Origin of the sequence: Rheinheimera aquimaris (genome assembly GCF_020531985.1) — a bacterium.
Taxonomy (GTDB): domain Bacteria; phylum Pseudomonadota; class Gammaproteobacteria; order Enterobacterales; family Alteromonadaceae; genus Alishewanella; species Alishewanella aquimaris.
On record NZ_JAJAVQ010000006.1, the window covers coordinates 106,108 to 125,724 of the forward strand.

The following is a 19,617-nucleotide window of genomic DNA, read 5'->3' on the forward strand; positions in this document are numbered from 1 at the left end:
TCAGGCCGACGGCACCAGACGCAGAATTTCGCTTAGTACGTCATCGGTACTGATCCCTTCAGCTTCAGCAGCATAAGTCAGGATCAAACGATGACGCAGCGTATTATGGAATACGGCCTGAATGTCATCCGGTGTGACAAAATCACGGCCTGCCAGCCAGGCTTTAGCTCTGGCACAACGCTCTACCGCTATGGTTGCCCTTGGGCTGGCACCGTAGCCAATCCAGCTTGCCAGTTTATCACTGTAAGCACTGGCATTGCGGGTGGCCATAATCAACTGCACGATATACTGTTCCAGACTGTCTGCCATATGTAGCTGTAAAATAGCTTTACGGGCAGCAAAAATGTCGTTTTGGCTGATTGGAGATACCGCATTCTGTTCGCCGCTTAATGCTTCACCGCGGGTAAGCTTTAAAATAGCCAGTTCTGTTGCGGCATCAGGGTAATCTACTTTCAGGTGCAGCAAGAAACGGTCGAGCTGAGCTTCCGGCAACGGATAAGTCCCTTCTTGCTCCAGCGGGTTTTGTGTTGCCATCACTAAAAACAATTCTGGCAACGGGTAAGTATGGCGGCCAACAGTAACCTGCTTTTCTGCCATTGCTTCAAGTAGTGCTGACTGCACCTTTGCCGGTGCCCGGTTTATCTCATCGGCCAGAATAATATGGTGGAACAACGGGCCGCTTTGAAATTCGAACTGGCCGGTTTCCGGACGGTAGATATCGGTACCGGTTAAATCGGCGGGCAATAAGTCTGGTGTAAACTGAATGCGGTGGAACTGGCCTTCTACACCGTGTGCCAGTGCATTGACAGCACGGGTTTTTGCCAGCCCCGGCGGCCCTTCTACTAATAGGTGGCCATTTGCCAGCAGTGCCAGCAGAATGCCTTCAGTAAGTTCAGATTGACCCAGCACCTGGCTGTCGAGGTAGGCTTTTAAACCAGAAAACGCGTTCACCATAATGTTATCAGTCTTAATTAATTAATTAATTTCATTGATTGTTTTTTCGTCATATGCCACAAAAACGGGCTAGGCTAAGACGTTATAACCTAAATATGGTTCAGTTTGCATTAAAACAAGTGTTTTAATTTTCGGCGTCTGTCGTTACAATCGACCGATAAATACAGGTCAGACCTGTATGTTAATCACAGAGGAACACTATGAATTCGCCAATAAACCTTACTACCCGTCAGGGCGATCGCATCGCAATTGTCTCTGGTTTACGTACCCCTTTTGCTAAACAAGCGACAGAGTTTCATGGTGTATCTGCACTGGACTTGGGCAAATTGGTGGTTAATGAGCTGCTGATCCGCAGTGAGCTTGACGTTAAGCTGGTAGAGCAACTGGTTTATGGTCAAGTGGTGCAAATGCCTGAAGCACCGAATATTGCCCGCGAAATAGTGCTGGGTACAGGCATGAATGTGCATACTGATGCCTTTAGTGTTACCCGTGCCTGTGCTACCAGTTTTCAGTCCGTTGTCAGCGTAGCAGAGTCGATGATGGCGGGTATTACTCAGATAGGCGTTGCCGGTGGTGCTGACTCCAGCTCAGTGTTGCCTATTGGTGTCAGCAAAAAGCTTGCGCGGGCGCTGGTCGATTTAAATAAAGCCCGTACCTTTGGCCAGAAGCTGGCTATATTCCGCCGGCTCGGGTTAAAAGATTTACTGCCGGTACCACCAGCAGTGGCCGAATACAGCACAGGCTTGTCGATGGGCGATACCGCTGAACAAATGGCAAAAACGCACGGTATAAGTCGTGCTGACCAGGATGCACTGGCACACCGCTCTCACACGCTCGCGGCTCAGGCCTGGCAAAGTGGTGTGATGCAAGATGAAGTGATGACGGCCCATATCGAGCCGTACTCCCGCTATCTGGCGATTGATAACAATATTCGGCAGGACTCTAAATTAGAGTCTTACGCCAAACTTAAACCGGTTTTTGACCGCGCGCATGGCAGTGTTACCGCGGCGAATGCCACCCCGTTAACGGATGGTGCTTCTGCGGTATTAATGATGACTGAAAGCCGCGCCAAAGTGCTGGGTTACACGCCGCTGGGGTACATCCGCAGTTATGCCTTTGCTGCCATCGACGTGTACGATGATATGTTAATGGGGCCATCTTATGCTACGCCAATAGCGCTGGATAGAGCTGGCATGTCGTTAAATGATCTGACGTTGATTGAGATGCATGAAGCCTTTGCCGCCCAGACGCTTGCCAACGTGAAAATGTTCGCCAGCAAAAAGTTTGCGCAAGAGAAGCTTGGCCGTCGTGAGGCTATTGGTGAAATTGATATGACGAAGTTTAACGTGCAGGGTGGCTCACTGGCTTACGGACACCCGTTTGCCGCTACCGGTACCCGTTTAATTGTGCAGACACTGAACGAGTTAAAACGCCGCGGCGGCGGTACGGGCTTAACCACAGCTTGTGCGGCGGGTGGCTTAGGCGCGGCGATGATTTTGGAGACAGAATAATGACAACAACTAACAGTTTCAGCCTGCAAATTCGCGATGACAATGTCGGCGTTATTACGATGGATATTGCCGGCGAGTCGATGAATGTACTAAAAGCCGCTTTTGCTGACGAAATAACAGCGCTGCTGGCAGATATTAAAGCCAATAGCCAGCTCAAAGGGCTGGTGTTTATCAGTGGCAAGAGTGACTCCTTTATCGCCGGTGCCGATATTTCGATGCTGGATAACTGTAATACCGCTGCCGAAGCCGAAGCGATTGGCCGGATGGGGCAACAGATGTTTGATCAGCTCGAACAGCTAAGTATTCCGTTGGTCGCGGCCATTCATGGCCCTTGTCTTGGCGGTGGTTTGGAGCTGGCGATGGCATGTCATGCCAGAGTCGCTACGACAGATAGCAAAACGGTACTGGGCCTGCCAGAAGTGCAGTTGGGGCTACTGCCGGGGAGTGGTGGAACTCAGCGTCTGCCACGTTTAGTGGGCTTGCAAAAAGCCCTGGATATGATTTTAACCGGTAAACAGCTGCGTGCTGCTCAGGCAAAAAAAGCCGGGTTGGTTGATGATGTTGTGCCGCAAAGCATTTTACTCGATGCCGCAGTGAAGCTGGCATTGAAAGGCAAACCTCAGCGCGGGCTACCGAAGCTCAACCTGGTGGGCAAAGTGCTGGAACGCACCTCATTTGGTCGTAATATCCTGTTCAGCCAGGCCCGTAAGCAAACATTGAAAAAAACGCTGGGCAATTATCCGGCACCGCTGAAAATCCTTGAGGTGATTAAAACCGGCGTCGATAACGGTAAGCAGGCTGGCCTGGCAGCAGAGGCCAAAGCCTTTGGCGAGCTGTGTATGACCAAAGAGTCAGCGGCGCTGCGCAGCTTATTTTTTGCCACAACCCAGATGAAAAAAGAAACCGGCGCCGGTGATGTTAAACCAGCGAAAGTGCTTAAATCCGCGGTGTTGGGTGGTGGCTTAATGGGCGGCGGTATTGCTAACGTTACGGCGACTAAAGCTGGAGTGCCGGTCAGGATAAAAGATATCAACGAGCAGGGTATCAGTAACGCACTTAAATACAGCTACTCATTACTGCAGAAAAAGTTTAAGCGCCGTTTTATCAGCAAAGCTGACATGCAACGGCAAATGTTGCTGATCACCGGTACAACCGATTACAGCGGTTTTCATGATGTGGATATTGTGGTTGAGGCGGTGTTTGAAGACTTAGCATTGAAGCAGCAAATGGTGGCAGACATTGAACAGCATTGTTCTGAAAATACCGTTTTTGCCAGCAACACCAGCTCATTGCCAATCGGTCAGATCGCGGCCAAGGCACAACGGCCGGAAAATGTGATTGGCCTGCATTATTTCTCACCTGTAGACAAAATGCCGCTGGTTGAGGTTATTGCACATCAGGCAACGTCTGAGCAAACCATCGCCACCACAGTGGCATTTGCCCGTAAGCAAGGTAAAACACCGATAGTGGTAAAAGATGGTGCGGGTTTCTACGTTAACCGTATTTTAGCGCTGTATATGAACGAAGCGGCCAATATCCTGCTGGAAGGTGAGCCGGTTGAAAAGATCGATAAAGCTCTGGTTAAGTTTGGCTTCCCGGTAGGGCCGATAACGCTGCTCGATGAAGTTGGTATAGATGTTGGTGCAAAGATTTCACCTATTCTGGCGAATGAGTTGGGCGAGCGTTTTGTAGCACCAGCAGCGTTTGACAAGTTGCTGGCCGATGGCCGCAAAGGTAAAAAGTCTGACAAAGGCTTTTATCTATACGGTAACAACAGCAAAAAAGGCAAAAAGCTGGTTGATGAAAGCGTTTATCCGGTACTGGGGGTAACAGTCGCACCGAAACTTAGTGCAGATGAAATCAGCCGCCGTTGTGTAGTTCAAATGCTAAACGAAGCTGTACGTACCCTGGAAGAAGGTATTATTGCCTCTGCCCGTGATGGTGATATTGGTGCAATATTCGGTATAGGTTTTCCGCCGTTCCTTGGCGGCCCATTCCGTTATATCGACCAGTTAGGTGCAGCTGAGCTGGTAGCGCAGTTACGCAATCTGGAGTCGCGTTTTGGCAGCCGTTTCACCCCAGCCGAGCTGCTGGTGACAATTGCTGAACAACAGAAGCGGTTTTATGACTAACTCAGCTGATTAAAATACAACCAAAGGTTAACAACATCAGATAAACAAGGGCGCTATAATGGCGCCCTTTGTTTTAGCTGTTCGATGTATTGTGTTTTGGGGGCCCTGTGTTGTTGTTACCTGTTGTGTGGCTGCTTACAGCCGCTGGTATTTATGTTGCGGCACTGCGTAGTGGTATGACTGCCGTTAAATGGGCTTTAGCTGCGCTGTGCACCGGGCCACTGCTGATCCCGCTATTCAGCAGCCACAAGCGGCTGTTACTTCGAAAATCGCGGGGAAGCAGTGCGGGTTTGTTCCGGCCCTGAGTTTTTCAGCGTTGCAACAGCGCGTTTCGTAACTGCGTAACAATCTCACCAATTTGCTTGCGTGGCGTCGCTTTAGGTAGCGATATTGCGAACAGCTCTCTGGTCATTACCGGAGCGTCTTTAATCAGCGTCAAACTGTTGTCAGCCATCAGATTCTGCACCATAGTCTCCGGCAAATACGCTGAACCACCACTTTGCTGCATCAGTTCCAGAGCGATGCGTGCGCTGCCAGTACGGATGTAAGGTGCTGGCAGTTCCGGAAAGAAGCGGGCGTGCTGTGTATCAAAGGCGGTACCCCAATCAATATGTATGTAACTGTGCCGCATGGCGCTGGCAGCATTATTGTCGGCAAAGGTTGTAACTGGTACCAGTTTGACATCACCCAGCTTATCTATTTGCATTTCGTCCATTTTAGGCGCGTCGAACAAGATGGCTAAATCAAGGTGCCGCTCCAATACCTGACGTGCTATCTGATCTTTGCCCAATGATTCTGCCCGCCAGGACAGATCAGGTAGGGCTTGCTGCAATCTGATAAAGCCTTGCAGTAAAAATGCGTCCCAGACATTCGCAGTTGCTGCAATGGACAGCGGTACTGCTTGTTCTGCACTGACCGCCATATCCTGCTTGGCACGTTGCAGTGCTGCCAGCATAGCTTCTGCATGCGGTAACAGGCGCTCACCGGACGCGGTAAGCTGAATATTATTGCGATAGCGGCTGAACAGGTTTACCCCTAATTGTTGCTCAAGCTGACGGATACGAAAACTGACGGCTGACTGTGTTAAATAGAGATTTTCGGCGGCTTTACCAAAATGTCTGGTACGCTGAACTTCGATAAAGGTTTTAAGCAGTTCGGTATCCAAATTTGACCCTTTAAAATATTTATGGTGTCGATAAAAAATATTTGTTTTACGACAGGAATATTGTTAACCATACTCCGCACAGTTTAAACAGGCTGGCTTGATATTCAACGAGATTAGAGGAAAAAAGTGATGCAGCAAAGTTTTGTCGCTAACCGTCGCTTTTTCGATGACCGTAATTTCCCAAAAGGATTTACGCGGTCCGGGCGCTTTACTCTGGCAGAAGGTAATATGCTGGAGAAACATGGGGTGGCAATGCAGGAACTGGAGCAGGGCAGTCGTGCACCAGTGAATGATGAAGAGAAACGCTTTATTGCAGTGTGTAAAGGCGAAGAGCCTGCCACCACAGCGTTTGAAAAGACCTGGCTGAAGTACCGGCAACGGCTTGCAGAAAAGCGCAAGTTTCATACGGTGTTTGGTAAGAAGCGTATTGCCGATGGCAGTGACGACTTCTCTTACGTCGAGACAGATGCTGATTAACAAAAAAAGCCCCTGCATTTAGGGGCTTTTTTGTGGCTGCAGGCTAATTAAACCGGTACGGCGCTGAGTTTGATGCGACGGGCTTTTTGCTCCTGCAGAAACTGGGTAAATTCGCTGTCGGAAAGCGGCTTACTGTAGTAGTAGCCTTGTATCACATCACAGCGAAGCTTGCGTAGCATTGCCAATTGCTCTTCCTGCTCAACACCTTCAGCAACCACACTCAGGCTCAGGTTGTGGGCTATCGTCATAATGGTATCAACCATATTGCGGCCGCGGGCGGTATTCATATCATCAATAAAGGCTTTATCGATTTTAAGCGTGTTAAGCGGAAACTGTTTCAAGTACGCCAATGACGAATAACCGGTGCCAAAGTCATCCATCGCCAGATGAATACCGCGGGCACGCAGTTTTTTCATTGTCTCAATCGCCTGTGGTGGGGATTGCATAACAGTGCCTTCGGTGATCTCAAGCTCAAGATGATAAGATGGTAGCTCAGCTTGCTGCAAAGTGTCGTCAATTAATTCACATAAATACGGCAGACTAAACTGACGAGACGATAAATTTACTGCAACCCGGCCCTGAAACAGCCCTTGATCTATCCAGCCTTTAACGGCCAGACACGCCTTACGCAATACGACTTCACCAATTTCAATTATCTGACCGGTTTCTTCTGCTACCGGAATGAAGCTGGCAGGGCTTACGATACCGCCTTTAGGGGTAATAAAGCGCACCAGCGCTTCCATACCGACCAGCTGGCCGCTAACAATGTCCATTTTCGGCTGGTAGTACACGGCAAAGTAATCTTCTTTTAAACCATGCCGTATCAGGTTTTCCAGCTGCAGTCTTTTGACCGCTAATTTATTCATTGAATCATTAAAGAACAGATACCGGTTTGCACCTTGGCTTTTAGCGTGGTACATCGCCGTGTCCGCATTTCGCAGCAATGCCTGCGGGTCCATGCCGTCATCGGGGAACAGCACTATACCAACACTGCTGGTTATCACCAGTTCATGCTGGTTGACCAACAGCGGCTGATTGATCAATGCCAGCAGTTCTTTTGCCAATGAGGTGATATGATGCAGATCATTGGTTTGATCCAACATAATAGCGAATTCATCGCCACCAAGACGGTATAGTTTACGATGATATTTACTGTAGCTGCTTAAACGATCAGCCAGTTTACACAGCAGGCTGTCGCCCAGTTCGTGACCAAGTGAGTCGTTGATTTTCTTAAAGTTGTCTAAATCAAACACCAGCAAAGCGTGCTCAGTTTTGCTGCTGACGAGCTCTGCCAGCTTTTGCATAAACTGGGCCCGGTTGGGTAAGCCGGTTAGGGTGTCGCTGTTGGCAAGTCGGTGCAGCTCGGCTTCACGTTGTTTACGTTCGGTAATATCTGAAAACACAGCAACATACTGAGTAACATTACCCTGGTCGTCTTTTATCTGATCAAAGGTCAGTTCCGCCTGATAGATGTTGCCGTTCTGATGCTGCTCCTGAATTTCGCCACTCCAGGTACCGGTTTTAGCCAATTGTTTATGCACGTCGTGCATAAAGGCGCTGGGATACAGGGAAAGCTCAAAGCGCTGTTGCAGTATTTGTTCGCGGCTTTTGCCGGTGATTTTACTAAAAGAGGGGTTTACTTCGAGAATGGTAAAATTGGTGTCACAGATAACGACAGCGTCGGATATTGTTTTCAGGCAGCGCGCAAATAGCTGCAATTGCTCTTCAGTCTGTTTCAACTGATTAATATTTTTCAGGGTGCCTGTCATCCTGGCTGGTTTGCCGTTAGCAGAAAAAGCAACCGTCTTACCGCGGTCTAATACCCAGATCCAGTTGTTGTCAGCGCCCTTTAAGCGGTACGTCGCTTCAAAATGTGCGGTTTTACCGTCCAGATGGTCTTGTAATAACTGGCTGACCCGCTCCAGATCCTGCGGGTGAATTTGGGCTTTATTTGGTGGGAAATCCTGTGATTCAGGTGTCAGTTCGACCGGATGTAACCAGGAACTTGAACGGTATAATTCGCTGCTACCGATTTTCCAGTCCCATAACTCGTCGCCGCTACCCCACAAGGACAGGCGCAGCCGTTCTTCACTTTGTTCGAGTTTGGTTTGATAACGCCGCATTTTCACAATGCTAAGATGCGCCAGAACCAGGGCACCGAAAGAGCCCAATAGCACCAGGCTTAGCGTATAAGGTTGCAGGTAATCCCAACCCGTTGCATATAAGCTAAAAGGTAAGCTGCTGAATAAAATAGCGCTGATTATTATAATAATTTTTTGCTTTAGTGACACTTATAGCAGCTACCGTATAATAAGAGTTTCCACGTTATATAACTTTATCTGTAGTGTCAAAATCAATTTGTGTTTGTTTCAGCTGCTGCTTCAGGCTTTGTGGGTCACTGAAGCGCAAGTGGCTATGTTCTGGCTTGCTATCTGTAGCCAGAAAGATCGCGTCATAATCGGGTAACAGTAGTTGCTGTAAAAACCCGGTAAACTGCTCCAGCGTGAGTTGTTGCATGCTTTGCACAATACGTTCATTTAGCGCAAAGCTGTAATCCTGTTGGCCTAATGCCAGCCAATAACGTTTTGCCCTGGCGCCCAGGCTGTTATCACGTTCGTTGAGCTGCGCTAATATTCCGTGCTTAATTTCGGCGAATTCCTCGGCAGATAATGTTTCAGTGTCAGACAAAAAAGCGCGGAAAAACATCACGGTGGCTTCATACAAGGTATCACAGCTGGTTGTTGGTGATTGCACATAAAAAGCTATGCCGGGTAACATGTTAATAGGCACATAGCCGGTTCCTACCAGATAACCAAGCTGCTGCTCAGTGCGAAGCTGGTGAAAGTACTCCGGCGACATAACATGGTTAGCAAGCATAAACAGCGCCATTTGCTCGGGCGTGGCGTGTTGTGCAGGCAGGTATATTACCAACGCATGATCGCTGTGCTCTACGTCCAATTGCAGCCACACGGGCCCCAGCCCCTGTATGTTAAATTGGGGATTCGGTAATCTGTTTCCTGTATCAGGCAACTTAGTTTGCCACTGTTTCAGGATCGTAGTTAGGTGCTGGGCCTGAGCGGATGTCCAATTACCGAGCATCAGACTTTCAATATGTACCTGCTGCAGTAATTGCTGATGAAATTGTATGAAGCTTTGGAAATCCAGCTCTTCCAGTGCGTCAGCCAGTATATCTATTTCAGGGTTTTGTGGCTGCAATAAAGCCGAAAGCTGGCTAAACAAGCGCGCTACTGGCTTGTTTTTGCTGCTGTTGCGCCAGTGCCGGCTGAGTTGACGTTTAAGTTCATTAAAGCGGTGCGCACTGAAATCCTGCTGCAGCATCTGCTGCAGTAAATCCTGTAACAACCTGAGTTGGTTAGCACTCAGACCGCTGGTATGAATACTGATGCCCTGGCGCTGCACATGCAGGTTGTACACCAGGCCAATAGTCGTCGCGGCATAAAACTGCTGGTTAATGTTGTCCAGAAAAAGTTCAACCCAAAGCCGTGTCGCGGCCAGTTGCCGGCAATTCCCCAGACTCTGAGGCAAACTAAGCTGGACAAACAGGTGGCCTTTGGGGCTGGCGAATTCGGTATCGGCTTTATACCAGACACATAATGCATTTTCATCATAAATACACACCGGGTTGTCCATATGTTTGTCTGGCGCCAGTAGTGTGATGTCACCGTCAAGATAGGGATTGGTAGCAGGTAAACGTAGCTGAGGATCAGGTTTGGCGTTGCTGAGCTGTGCCAATAAGTCAGGTTGCAGCTTGTCAATGCTGTAAGGCGTATGGTACCAACGCGCCTGCTGTTGTACCGGTACGCAAGGTGCAATCAGCATCAGACGCATATTTTCACTGTTAAAGTAGCCAAGCACCTGTTGATACAACGCTTCGTCTGGCTGCTCCATCCGGTAGTCGCCAAAAATAATGTCGTGCACAGGGTAATGTTGCATGCTGACTGACAGATGAGTTGCTGTTTGCAGCGCGGTAGCGGGTTCCTGATAAAGATATGCCCAGTGCAGTAATTTTTGCCGCTCTGCAAATAGTGGCTGTGGCAGTGGCTTGGCTTTTAGCATTGCCAGCATACTAAAAAGCGCCTGTAAAATACGATCCCGCTCTATCAGCCCTTTTTCGGTTAACTCAAACGAAATGGTAAAGTCTTTATAATTACTGCCATCAATGCCGCCACCGGCACTGAGCTGGTTAACTAAATCCTGCTGTTTTAACAAACTTAGTAATGACCCCGGCCCTTCATCACCGAGAATATGGGCGATAAAACTGATTACTTTATACCGGTACCACGGCTGTATATCCGGCAACGCAAAGCTGACTACCAGTTTCTGTGTGTCGCGATGCGGCTGAATGTTCAATTGTATCGCCTGATGCTGCTGCAGATACAGCGGCACATCGAGCGGTGGCTTTTTCGGCAAATGTGAGGGCAGGGTGCAGAAATACTGTTCAACATACTGTTGCTGCTGTGCCAGAGACAAAGAGGATACCAGCGTCAGCGTCATCCGGCTGGCGCTGTACTGGGTGGTAAAAAACTCTTGCAGTGCATGCTGCAAGCTACCTTGTTCTGTGTCGGCCAAAGTACTCAGGTTGCCGACAGAAAACTTGGCAAAAGGGTGTGCAGGGTTAATGCTCTCTTTATGGGCCTGATATATACGTCGTCCATCGTCTTTTAATTTCAGCGAAAACTCAGCTTCAATGGCATGACGCTCTTTCTCTACGTATTCACTGTTAAATAAAGGTTGGCTGAACATATCGGCAAAGCGTGCCAGTGCTTCAGCAAAAAAACGCGTATCAATATCAAAGAAAAAGCTACTGTGTTCAGTGCCGGTCCAGGCATTATGGCTGCCACCGTGGTGGTTAATAAAATGCTGATATTCGCCGGCATCGGGGTAGTTAGCCGAGCCAAGAAATAGCATATGTTCCAGAAAGTGGGCTAACCCTTCGCGCTCGGCGGGGTCATCAAAGTGTCCGACATTCACTGTCAGGGCCGCAGCACTTTTTTCGCTGTCGGCCTGATGCACCAGCAGCACGGCTAAACCATTTTCCAGTGTCAGGTACTGGTATTGTCGGTAGTCGTTAGGGCTTTGCAATATTTGGCTATTTTCCAACAGTAGCGCCTTTTCAGGTTGCGACAATATAAGTCTGAATACACATTGTCATAGCAATAAGTAATAAGCAACTTGGGTGTTATGCGTTAATAGCAGTTACTCTTAGTGGTAACTTTCATTATCATAGCGCACAATTTTTACCCGGCGTATTGTTATCTGCCCCGGTTCAGTTAACAGGAAACCCAGAGCAGTATGGTGTCACAAAAATGGTAAATCTCGTTATTATGCGCCACGGTGAGGCTGAACCACTATCATCCGAAGATAGCCAGCGGCAGCTTACCGACCGTGGGCGGCATGAAGTTAACCAGATGGCACTGTGGTTACAGCAACATTATGCTGCATTTGACTGGGTTTGGGCCAGCCCTTACAAGCGAACCCGCCAGACTGCCGAATTAATGTTAGCTAAGCAGGCTCCGTTTAGCCAGTTAGATCTATTGCCAGAGTTGGTACCAGACGCTGATGCAGCATTATTTAAAAGTTATTTTGATGCCTGTATCAGTGAAAAACCGGATGCCCGTGTGCTACTTGTCTCGCATATGCCACTGGTTAGTTTTCTGGTTGAGGCCTTTACGTTGCCCGGGCAGGCGCCTATATTCAGTACTGCGCAGCTGGCATGTATTGACTACAGCCCTGAGCAGGGCGGAAAGTTGTTGGAACGATTATCGCCGGCAGATCTGGCTCTGCTCAGTTTTTGAAACTGTAGCTGGCCGTTTAATCATCAACCTGCAGTAACAGTAACAAAGCGCCATGTTTACCCCAGCTTTTGGGGGCGGTATGAAAGGCGCGCACGCTGGGGTGCTGAATTAGCCAATTCGGTACTTTTCTGGCCAGGATACCAAGGCCTTTACCGTGCACCACACAGGCACAGTTAATGTGTTGCTTCGCGCAATAGGCTAACAAACCGGCCAGTTCTGTTTTTGCTTCGCGCGTGGTCATACCGTGTAAATCCAGCACAACCTGTGGCTGAAACTCACCGCGGCGTAACCGGCCCGGTAAGTGAGGGTCGTCGCCCTGCCTTAACCAGCTGAGGCTGGCGCTATCTGCGATATAACCTTCGAATTCGTCAGAAAACCAGAACAAATTTTCATCAAGTGTCTTGCTTAAGACGTCTGCACGTCTTTTTTGCTTGCGAGGTGTGGCGCTTGGCGGTATCTTGTCCTGCGCAATAGGCCTTGCCCCCGTTATCGACTCGCGAAACAGCTGACTGTCTTCGGTACTGATACCGGTAGATGTTACACTGACTTTCTTTTGCATGGCGCAAGTCTACTCAAACTTACCGGTTAATACAAAAAGAGCTTAAATTCATCATGTCCGACACTGGCGAACTGCTGTTTACCCCTGAATTATTAAGCGACGCTGTTGCTGAACTTCATACCGTGCATGACTGGCTGCGCTTTGCAGTCAGTAAATTAAATCAATCTGATGTCTATCTGGGGCATGGGACAGACAACCCCTGGGATGAAGCCGCCGGATTATTGAGCTTTGTACTGCATTTGCCTCCGCTGACGGACGATAAGCTATTGCATGTCAGGCTAACCCGAGGTGAACGCCAGCATTTTTTAAGTTTACTGCGCCAACGTATTGAGCAGCGGATCCCCACTGCATATATCACGCAACAGGCATACTTTGCCGGTTTACCGTTTTATGTTGACGAGCGGGTGCTGGTACCGCGCTCACCTATTGCCGAGCTGATTAACTGTAAATTTATCCGTCAGTTAAACGGCAAACCGGTGCAACAGATACTGGATTTATGCACCGGCTCCGGTTGTATTGCCATTGCCTGCGCTTATGCCTTTGAAGATGCGCAGGTTGATGCGGTGGATATCAGTGAAGATGCCCTTGATGTGGCGCAGTATAACATTGAACAGCATGGCCTTGAACAGCGTGTATTTCCCATATTATCAGATGGTTACAGTGCGCTTGGCGGTGCTAGGTATGACTTAATCGTAACCAATCCGCCGTATGTTGATGCCGACGATATGGCTGATTTACCGGACGAGTATCGGCACGAGCCGGAGCTTGGTCTGGCGTCCGGTGAGGATGGGCTGGCGCTGACACGACACATTTTACGCGGTGCAGCTGAGCATCTTACCGATGGCGGCGTGCTGGTATGTGAAGTAGGTAACAGCATGGTGCAACTGCAGCAGGATTATCCGGATGTTGCCTTTGACTGGCTGCAGTTTGAGCATGGTGGCATTGGCGTGTTTGCTATCAGCAAAGCTGAGCTGGAGCGTTGTCAGCATTTGTTTCAGGATTAATCAGTATTAAAACCTATTAGCGTTAGGAGTCGTTATGGCCGGTAACAGCATCGGGCAATTGTTTAAAGTCACAACTTTCGGTGAAAGCCATGGCCCGGCCATTGGGGGGATTGTTGATGGTTGCCCGCCGGGAATGACGCTGACAGCGGAAGATCTGCAGCTTGACTTAGACCGGCGAAAGCCTGGTACATCACGCTACACGACGGCGCGGCGTGAAGATGATGCGGTAAAAATTCTGTCCGGTGTATTTGAAGACACCACGACCGGAGCTAGCATAGGTTTACTGATAGAAAATACCGATCAGCGCTCGCAGGATTATTCTAATATCAAAGATTTGTTCCGGCCCGGTCACGCCGATTACACCTACTGGCATAAGTACGGCATCCGTGACTACCGGGGTGGTGGCCGCTCTTCAGCGCGCGAAACAGCGGTACGCGTTGCTGCCGGTGCTATTGCCAAAAAATACCTGCGCGAGAATTGTGGTATAGAGATCCGTGGTTATCTGGCACAGCTTGGGCCGGTAAAAGCTGAGCTGGTAAGTTGGGACGAAGTCGAAAATAACCCGTTTTTTTGCCCCGACCCGTCAAAGCTGGATGCACTGGATGACTATATGCGCCAGCTGAAAAAAGACGGCGATTCAGTCGGTGCCCGGGTTAACGTAGTGGCCAGCAACATGCCGGTCGGCTGGGGTGAACCGGTATTTGACCGACTGGATGCGGATATTGCCCATGCAATGATGAGCATCAATGCCGTGAAGGCCGTCGAAATTGGTGACGGTTTTGCGGTGGTTGAGCAGCGTGGCTCAACCCACCGTGATGAGCTGACACCGCAGGGTTTCAGTGCCAATCATACCGGTGGTGTGCTGGGTGGTATTTCATCCGGCCAGGATTTACTGGTGAGCATGGCGTTAAAGCCAACGTCCAGCATTAGCATCCCGGGCAAAAGTATCAATACCTCTGGCGAGGTAGTGGATATTGTTACCAAAGGCCGGCACGACCCTTGCGTTGGCATTCGTGCCGTGCCGATTGCTGAGGCGATGCTGGCGATAGTACTGATGGATCATTATCTGCGTCACCGTGCGCAAAATCTGCATGTGCAGGTGACAACCCCTGATATCGCCCGCGTTAACCGCGATTAATCCAGCGTGATGATGCAAATGTCTGCCAGGCCAGCCTTAGTGCTGGCTTACTTTACCTATTTTGGTGTGCTGGGCATCTTCGTGCCTTATTTTGGCCTGTTCTTAGATGGCCGCGGGCTGAGCTCAGCTGACATAGGTTTATTACTGGCCATTGTTACCGCCAGCCGCATTGTTGGCCCTTCGGTGTGGGCATTGGTTGCCGAGCGCACCGGCAAGCCGCTGCTGGTGATGCGCTGCGGCGCAATACTCGCCAGTATGGGGTGGTTAAGCAGCTTTGCCGATTATGGCTTCTGGCCGCTATTATGTGGGTTTGCGTTATTCAGTTTTTTCTGGACGGCTATTTTGCCGCAGTTAGAAGTATCAGCCTTTGCTTTTTTAAATGATGATACCCAGGCCTACGGCCGTATTCGTACGTCTGGCAGTGTTGGTTATATCGTTTTAGTTATGTTGGGTGGCTGGTTGTTTGAGCGCTATGGTAGCGAGTTTTTACCGTTATCGGCGTTGTTGTTTCTATTGCTGCTGTTATGCAGTTTATTCTTATTACCCACAGTCACTGTCAATGCAGAGCTTAGCAGCGAGCATGTCAGTTTTACGAAACTTATTAAAAACACCGTATTAGTGCGGTTTATGCTGGCGGCGTTGTTATTACAGATGAGTTTTGCCCCTTTTTATGGGTTTTTCACGCTGTACAGCCGGGATTTGGGCTATAGCGGTACCCAAACCGGTCTGTTTATTGGCCTGGCCATTTTGGCTGAAATCGTCGCGTTTTATTTTGCCGGCAGTTTAATGCGTAACCGCAGTTACCGGCTGCTGCTCAGTATTTGCTATGGCGTAACGGTGCTGCGCTGGTACATGCTGGCAACGCTGGCCGATAACGTCTGGCTGCTGTGTTTTAGCATGTTATTACATGCTGGCAGCTTTGCTATCGCTCATAGTTGTGCGATGCAGTTTATTCAGCAGTTTTTTCCAAAGAAACTGCGTAGCCGTGGCCAGGCGATGTACGCCGGTGTTATTTTCGGCGGCGGTGGAGCCATCGGTGCCTATTTCTCTGGCCTGTTATGGCAGAACGGCGCTGGTGCCAGCCTGACATTTACTGCTGCGGCGTTATTGGCTTTAGCGGCTACTTTTCTGGCGCTGACGCTGCCCGGTGGAAAAGGGGCCGGCAAGACATTACAATAGCGGCCGTTTTCACAGCAGCAAAGGTATATGCAGTATGGCTAATCTGTTCCGGCTGGGGCTTATTATTAACCCGTTAGCGGGGCTTGGCGGCAGCGTTGGTTTAAAAGGTTCAGATGGTCAGGCGCAAAAAGCACTGGCGCTTGGCGCAAAGCCGCAGGCAATGCAGCGGGTAAAAACAGCGTTGACAGAGCTGCTGGCGCAAAAAGACAAATTTGAAATACTAACCGTGGCCGGCGATATGGGCCACAGCGTCTGTAAAGAGCTTGGTTTGCAAAGCCAGGTCATTTATACACCACCTTCATGGCCCTCCAGTGCAAGTGATACCGAAAATGCAGCCAGGCTATTAGCACAGCAGGGGGTGGATATTCTGCTGTTTGCCGGTGGCGATGGTACTGCACGTAATATCTGCGCCGCTGTGGCTGATAATACTACTGTGCTGGGTATTCCGGCAGGCGTGAAGATTCACTCTGGCGTGTATGCTATATCACCGCAGGCGGCCGGTAAGCTGGTGGCTAAACTGGTCGCCGGTGAGCTGGTATCACTTAGTGAAGCACCGGTAATGGACATTGATGAGCAGGCGTTCAGGACCGGCGTGGTAAAAGCTCGCCGCTTTGGCGAGATGCGTATCCCTGCGCTGCTGCGTTATGTGCAAAGCGTAAAAATGGGCGGGCGCGAGTCTGAAGAGCTGGTACTGGCCGATCTAGCCGCTTATGTCGCCAGCCAGCTTGAAGATGATGTGCGCTATGTAATGGGCTCCGGCTCTACTGTGGCGGCGGTGATGGCTGAGCTTGGCGTTGATAATACTCTGCTGGGCGTCGATGTTGTCGAAAACGGTCAACTGATTGCCAAAGATGTCACGGCTGCTCAGCTGTTAGAGCTGGTGCAGGGCAGGCCGAGTAAGCTTATCATTACGTTGATTGGTGGTCAGGGCCATGTGTTTGGCCGCGGTAATCAGCAGTTGTCTCCCGCGGTTATCCGCGCCATTGGTCGTGATAACATTTTACTTATTGCCAGCAAAACTAAACTGCAGCAGCTTGATGGCAGGCCGTTACTTGCCGATAGCGGTGATGCGACTTTGGACAAGCAGCTCACCGGATTAATTAATGTTCTGACCGGCTACAACGATTATGTGATGTACCGCTTGGGCTATGAAGACGAGGAATAACATGACAACAGCAGTACCCGAGCAATTTATTGATGCGGTAACCGAACTGTTTGATGCATTGGTGCCGGTTGCGACTGACGATGAGCTGTTTGCATCAGGTTATCTGCGTGGTCACTTCGACCTGGCGGTAGGCACGCTGCAGGTAGAAGGCACGCCTTTCGCGGCATCTGATGTAATAAGCCAGGTCAGTGGTACTTTACAGCAGGCCATAACAGCAGGTGAGTTGAATGAGCAGGATCAGCATCACGTCAACGCGATCTGGCTGCGTGTTCAGCAGCTGGCAGCCTGAGCTGACAAGACATTCGCGCGCTTATGCGCTACCATAAGCGCACTTTTAACCAAAAGCCATCAGGCTTTTCCAGCATAAGTGGAACTCATGTCAAAATATACAACGCTTGAACAGCACGCCAGCTATGGTATCGGTTTACAGATGGGCCAGCAGCTGGCCGACAACCCGTTTGAAGGTCTGGATATCGACGCGGTAGCCGCCGGTGTGATTGCGGCCTTCACTGAACAGACTCCAGAGGTAAGTGACGAGCAAATTCGTTCTGCCTTTACTGTGATCAGCGAACGTATGCAGGCTGAGCAGGCAGAAAAAGCAGAACTACTGGCCGAGGCCGGTGAAGCTTTCCTGGCTGAAAACGCCAAGCGTCCTGAAATCACCGTAACTGACTCAGGCTTACAATACGAAGTCCTGGTAGCGGCAGAAGGCGAAAAGCCAACGCGCAATTCAACTGTACGTACGCACTATCACGGAACTTTGATTGACGGCACAGTGTTTGACAGCTCTTATCAGCGTGGCGAGCCGGCAGAATTCCCGGTATCAGGCGTTATCGCTGGCTGGACGGAAGCGCTGCAGCTGATGGCACCTGGCAGCAAACTGCGTTTATACATTCCGCACAACCTGGCTTACGGCGAGCGTGGTGCAGGTAATGCTATCGCGCCTTTTAGCGCACTGATTTTCGATGTAGAACTGTTAGCTATTCTGTAATAGCGCTCAGTATGCTAAAAAGCCCTGCTAAGCAGGGCTTTGTTGTTTTCAGGTGTAGCAAAATATAATCAGCAGGTAAGTATGTATCACATCCGCCCTTATCAGATTGGTGAAGAGCCGCTTTTACGCGAACTGTTTTATCACACTGTACATAACGTAAATCAGCGCGACTATACGCTTGAGCAGCGTAATGCCTGGGCGCCGGATCGCTTCGATGCAAACACCTGGGCACTGCGTATTATGCAAAGTGAGCCCTTTGTTGCGCTGGATAATGACACTATTGTAGGGTTTGCCGATGTACAACATGATGGCTATATCGACTTCTTCTTTTGTCATCACGCTTATCAGGGTAAAGGTGTAGGTAAAGCGCTGATGCAGCACATCATAAAAACCGGTCGTCGCTATGGTCTGAAACGCTTTTACGCCGACGTCAGTATAACGGCAAAGCCATTTTTTCAGCATTATGGCTTTGTTGTAGTGCGCCAACAGCAAAAAGAAGTGCGGGGTGTAGTGCTAACCAATTTTTTAATGGAAAAGCGCCAGGCCTAAATGACTGCAAGTGGCGGCCACACTCGCAGCAATTTTCCCCTAATTTAAAACTCCTTCTATAGTTAAACACGGACAAAACATGCTGAAGGAGGCGGGCTATGCTGTTGATAAAAAGATTCTCTGCGGTTTTTGCTATCTGTGGTTTTGTCATTCTGACAACAACCACCGCTATAGCGGCAGATAGCGGCAGTAAATATGATGTTGTCGGCATTACACTTGGTATGACTGTTGAAGATGCAAAGCAAAAACTGCGGGACTTCGGCATTGAAGAGCAGTCAATATACGAAACCCGTATGTCGTACAGTTATAGCGATGGCGTAAATCACAATTTCAAAACCGATGATTTTGTATACCGGATTATTGGCGCGAATGAAGCTCGCTATAAAGATGGTAAGCAGTACAGTGACTCTATTACGCTGTATTTTTCGCCGCCTCCAGAGGGGGGACGGCTGGTTGGTTTGCAACGTCTGATGCTAAATGGCATTGATCCAGTTACGGGTGGCCAGTTTAAGCAAGCGGTTATTGATAAATATGGCGAGCCGACTGCCGCAAACAGCAACACATTGAATTGGAAGTTTGGTAGCGGCAATAAAAACTGTCTGTCCGCCAGCCAGGATGGTACAGGGGTAGCGTTGCCTGACAGCAGTAAAAATAAAAGCATCCTGGATATGGTTTTTCTGAAAAGATCAGGTCAGTACCGGCTGGATTTGTTCAGGGTAAGCCGGGTCAAAAATCTTGATGAGTGTGCCAATATGCTGGAATTCAAGCTTACCGCTACAGATACCAAGCCAGCAAACAGTGTGACAACCACAATGATTGATATTCCATCTTGGGTGCAGGCTGAATTGGCCGCCGGAGCAGAAGTAGAAAGATTACGAAAAGTCGCTGTTGAAAAACGTGAAGGCAAGGGCAAAGTGCCGGCTCTTTGAATGTTTGCTGTACTTTTACTTGTAAGAATACTTACAGCGCTGATGGAG

At 49.4% G+C, this 19,617-nt stretch carries 17 protein-coding genes; 12 read left to right on the plus strand and 5 right to left on the minus strand.

The features are described from left to right. Positions 1-954, minus strand: coding sequence for an AAA family ATPase (locus LHL18_RS17555; protein ID WP_134055544.1), 954 nt, complete (start codon positions 952-954; stop codon positions 1-3). 200 nt (positions 955-1,154) lie between these two features. On the opposite strand from LHL18_RS17555, the gene fadI reads away from it, so the two are divergent. Together fadI and fadJ are read left to right on the plus strand one after the other, a co-directional pair. Continuing rightward, positions 1,155-2,465, plus strand: a complete 1,311-nt coding sequence (gene fadI, locus LHL18_RS17560) for an acetyl-CoA C-acyltransferase FadI (RefSeq protein ID WP_226768052.1) — start codon at positions 1,155-1,157, stop codon at positions 2,463-2,465. Continuing rightward, on the plus strand, positions 2,465-4,597 hold the full coding sequence (gene fadJ / locus LHL18_RS17565; protein ID WP_226768053.1) for a fatty acid oxidation complex subunit alpha FadJ: 2,133 nt from the start codon (positions 2,465-2,467) through the stop codon (positions 4,595-4,597). Before fadI ends, fadJ begins: the two co-directional genes overlap by 1 nt. Positions 4,598-4,907: 310 nt before the next feature. Here the strand turns inward: fadJ and hdfR are convergent, their stop codons facing one another. Continuing rightward, complete coding sequence (gene hdfR / locus LHL18_RS17570) at positions 4,908-5,762, minus strand: HTH-type transcriptional regulator HdfR (RefSeq protein WP_226768054.1); 855 nt, start codon at positions 5,760-5,762, stop codon at positions 4,908-4,910. A gap of 129 nt (positions 5,763-5,891) precedes the next feature. On the opposite strand from hdfR, the gene maoP reads away from it, so the two are divergent. Beyond that, a complete protein-coding gene (gene maoP / locus LHL18_RS17575) occupies positions 5,892-6,239 on the plus strand; it encodes a DUF413 domain-containing protein (RefSeq protein ID WP_134055534.1) in 348 nt (115 codons plus the stop codon). Positions 6,240-6,286: 47 nt separating this feature from the next. Here maoP and LHL18_RS17580 read toward each other — a convergent pair whose 3' ends face one another. Further along, positions 6,287-8,530, minus strand: coding sequence for a putative bifunctional diguanylate cyclase/phosphodiesterase (locus tag LHL18_RS17580; RefSeq protein WP_226768055.1), 2,244 nt, complete (start codon positions 8,528-8,530; stop codon positions 6,287-6,289). A 34-nt stretch (positions 8,531-8,564) separates the two neighbouring features. Further along, entirely contained in the window at positions 8,565-11,360 is a 2,796-nt protein-coding gene (locus tag LHL18_RS17585; RefSeq protein WP_226768056.1) for an insulinase family protein, read from the minus strand. Between the two features lie 206 nt (positions 11,361-11,566). On the opposite strand from LHL18_RS17585, the gene sixA reads away from it, so the two are divergent. Then, the gene (gene sixA / locus LHL18_RS17590) at positions 11,567-12,055 is read left to right on the plus strand and encodes a phosphohistidine phosphatase SixA (RefSeq protein ID WP_226768057.1); all 489 of its coding nucleotides are present in this window, start codon (positions 11,567-11,569) and stop codon (positions 12,053-12,055) included. Positions 12,056-12,071: 16 nt separating this feature from the next. Here the strand turns inward: sixA and smrB are convergent, their stop codons facing one another. Further along, a complete protein-coding gene (gene smrB, locus LHL18_RS17595) occupies positions 12,072-12,614 on the minus strand; it encodes an endonuclease SmrB (RefSeq protein ID WP_226768058.1) in 543 nt (180 codons plus the stop codon). Between the two features lie 53 nt (positions 12,615-12,667). Between smrB and prmB the strand changes: the two genes are divergently transcribed. The 8 genes from prmB (at position 12,668) to LHL18_RS17635 (ending at position 19,569) form a co-directional block, all read left to right on the plus strand. Continuing rightward, complete coding sequence (gene prmB / locus LHL18_RS17600) at positions 12,668-13,618, plus strand: 50S ribosomal protein L3 N(5)-glutamine methyltransferase (RefSeq protein ID WP_226768059.1); 951 nt, start codon at positions 12,668-12,670, stop codon at positions 13,616-13,618. Positions 13,619-13,652: 34 nt separating this feature from the next. Further along, positions 13,653-14,756 carry a chorismate synthase gene (gene aroC, locus LHL18_RS17605; protein WP_226768060.1) on the plus strand — a complete coding sequence of 368 codons (1,104 nt, stop codon included), beginning with the start codon at positions 13,653-13,655 and terminating at the stop codon, positions 14,754-14,756. An 18-nt stretch (positions 14,757-14,774) separates the two neighbouring features. Beyond that, positions 14,775-15,935 carry an MFS transporter gene (locus LHL18_RS17610; RefSeq protein WP_226768061.1) on the plus strand — a complete coding sequence of 387 codons (1,161 nt, stop codon included), beginning with the start codon at positions 14,775-14,777 and terminating at the stop codon, positions 15,933-15,935. A gap of 34 nt (positions 15,936-15,969) precedes the next feature. Then, positions 15,970-17,100, plus strand: a complete 1,131-nt coding sequence (locus tag LHL18_RS17615; RefSeq protein WP_226768062.1) for an ATP-NAD kinase family protein — start codon at positions 15,970-15,972, stop codon at positions 17,098-17,100. A 1-nt stretch (position 17,101) separates the two neighbouring features. Continuing rightward, complete coding sequence (locus LHL18_RS17620) at positions 17,102-17,389, plus strand: YfcL family protein (protein WP_226768063.1); 288 nt, start codon at positions 17,102-17,104, stop codon at positions 17,387-17,389. A gap of 87 nt (positions 17,390-17,476) precedes the next feature. Beyond that, positions 17,477-18,091, plus strand: a complete 615-nt coding sequence (locus tag LHL18_RS17625) for an FKBP-type peptidyl-prolyl cis-trans isomerase (RefSeq protein WP_226768064.1) — start codon at positions 17,477-17,479, stop codon at positions 18,089-18,091. Positions 18,092-18,172: 81 nt separating this feature from the next. Next, positions 18,173-18,640, plus strand: a complete 468-nt coding sequence (locus LHL18_RS17630; RefSeq protein WP_134055512.1) for a GNAT family N-acetyltransferase — start codon at positions 18,173-18,175, stop codon at positions 18,638-18,640. Positions 18,641-18,738: 98 nt separating this feature from the next. Beyond that, positions 18,739-19,569, plus strand: a complete 831-nt coding sequence (locus LHL18_RS17635) for a hypothetical protein (RefSeq protein WP_226768065.1) — start codon at positions 18,739-18,741, stop codon at positions 19,567-19,569. Positions 19,570-19,617 lie beyond the last annotated feature (48 nt).

What these genes read in the sequence shown, in the direction of transcription:
- fadJ (WP_226768053.1), top strand. Translation starts at nt 2,465, where the DNA reads ATGACAACAACTAACAGTTTCAGCCTGCAAATTCGCGATGACAATGTC.
- LHL18_RS17555 (WP_134055544.1), bottom strand. Translation starts at nt 954, where the DNA reads ATGGTGAACGCGTTTTCTGGTTTAAAAGCCTACCTCGACAGCCAGGTG.
- fadI (WP_226768052.1), top strand. Translation starts at nt 1,155, where the DNA reads ATGAATTCGCCAATAAACCTTACTACCCGTCAGGGCGATCGCATCGCA.
- prmB (WP_226768059.1), top strand. Translation starts at nt 12,668, where the DNA reads ATGTCCGACACTGGCGAACTGCTGTTTACCCCTGAATTATTAAGCGAC.
- smrB (WP_226768058.1), bottom strand. Translation starts at nt 12,614, where the DNA reads ATGCAAAAGAAAGTCAGTGTAACATCTACCGGTATCAGTACCGAAGAC.
- maoP (WP_134055534.1), top strand. Translation starts at nt 5,892, where the DNA reads ATGCAGCAAAGTTTTGTCGCTAACCGTCGCTTTTTCGATGACCGTAAT.
- LHL18_RS17615 (WP_226768062.1), top strand. Translation starts at nt 15,970, where the DNA reads ATGGCTAATCTGTTCCGGCTGGGGCTTATTATTAACCCGTTAGCGGGG.
- LHL18_RS17620 (WP_226768063.1), top strand. Translation starts at nt 17,102, where the DNA reads ATGACAACAGCAGTACCCGAGCAATTTATTGATGCGGTAACCGAACTG.
- LHL18_RS17635 (WP_226768065.1), top strand. Translation starts at nt 18,739, where the DNA reads ATGCTGTTGATAAAAAGATTCTCTGCGGTTTTTGCTATCTGTGGTTTT.
- aroC (WP_226768060.1), top strand. Translation starts at nt 13,653, where the DNA reads ATGGCCGGTAACAGCATCGGGCAATTGTTTAAAGTCACAACTTTCGGT.
- LHL18_RS17625 (WP_226768064.1), top strand. Translation starts at nt 17,477, where the DNA reads ATGTCAAAATATACAACGCTTGAACAGCACGCCAGCTATGGTATCGGT.
- LHL18_RS17610 (WP_226768061.1), top strand. Translation starts at nt 14,775, where the DNA reads ATGTCTGCCAGGCCAGCCTTAGTGCTGGCTTACTTTACCTATTTTGGT.
- LHL18_RS17630 (WP_134055512.1), top strand. Translation starts at nt 18,173, where the DNA reads ATGTATCACATCCGCCCTTATCAGATTGGTGAAGAGCCGCTTTTACGC.
- sixA (WP_226768057.1), top strand. Translation starts at nt 11,567, where the DNA reads ATGGTAAATCTCGTTATTATGCGCCACGGTGAGGCTGAACCACTATCA.